At 51.0% G+C, this 531-nt stretch carries 1 pseudogene; it reads right to left on the bottom strand.

The features are described from left to right. Nucleotides 1-480: pseudogene (locus ACKWMY_RS28285) on the bottom strand (IS1 family transposase); the annotation flags it as partial. Nucleotides 481-531 lie beyond the last annotated feature (51 nt).

Raw genomic sequence — 531 nt, 5'->3', positions numbered from 1 at the left:
AACTGGTAAACTGGCCCAACAAAACCAGAAGACGCTTGAGTGTCAGAGCATTTCGCGGGCCAAATACGTGGCCGATGACGCGCTTTCGGATACGGTCATAGGCATAGAACAGCCAGCGCGGATTGCCTTTACAGCGGACATACGACCACTGCTCATCGGCTTCACAGCAGATAACGACTTCTGCCCCTGGCTCAACGTTTTGCGCTACCTGATGCGGGGCAAGTTTTTTAGATGACGGAGAACGGTGTTGAGGCTTATCTTCAATACCCTTGCCGTATCGCGGCATCCGGAGCCGTTCATCGCCATATCAATAATGGTCTGATGGGTTTCGGGTTTAGCTCCGTTGTAGCGATAGCTGAGCTGGAAGGTCTTCAGGCATTGTTTGCAGCGATAGAGTTGCGTTCCTGAGCTGGAATGACCGTTTCGGATAACACCCTGAGTTTCAGAACAACGGGGACAAACCACATCAATCTTTGCCATCAGTTACCCAAAAAGCGAAGCATACAACAACACTAACTCTGCGTCACGACC

The sequence above is a fragment of the Serratia sp. J2 genome (assembly GCF_046269175.1).
GTDB lineage: Bacteria > Pseudomonadota > Gammaproteobacteria > Enterobacterales > Enterobacteriaceae > Chania > Chania fonticola_C.
Note: the sequence above shows the minus strand (reverse complement) of the source record. Positions and strands in the feature narration are given on the sequence as shown.